This window comes from Paenibacillus popilliae ATCC 14706 (genome assembly GCF_000315235.1).
GTDB classification, from domain to species: Bacteria; Bacillota; Bacilli; order Paenibacillales; family Paenibacillaceae; genus Paenibacillus_B; species Paenibacillus_B popilliae.
On record NZ_BALG01000579.1, the window covers coordinates 1 to 245 of the forward strand.

Below are 245 nucleotides of genomic sequence, written 5' to 3' on the forward strand. Positions count from 1 at the left end.
GATGGTACAGGTTTTGATCTTTCCTTGGAGCTGACGATGCAGCTTAACCTTGACGTCACCAATTTTCGATAGGCGAACTTTATTGCCAATGATGCTATATCCGCCTTGCGGATAGGTGAAAGAATCATATCGTTGTTCCGGTTTAAACCGAGGGAATCCGGGGGTTTCCCCTTGCTTTACTCGTCGAAAGAAGGCTTGAAAAGCCTTGTCTAACCGTTTAGCCACATCTTGAAGGACTTGAGAAT

1 pseudogene is annotated in these 245 nt (G+C 45.3%); it reads right to left on the bottom strand.

The window, feature by feature from the left end:
• Window positions 1–245 (bottom strand): annotated as a pseudogene (locus tag PPOP_RS24990) (RNA-guided endonuclease TnpB family protein); the annotation flags it as partial.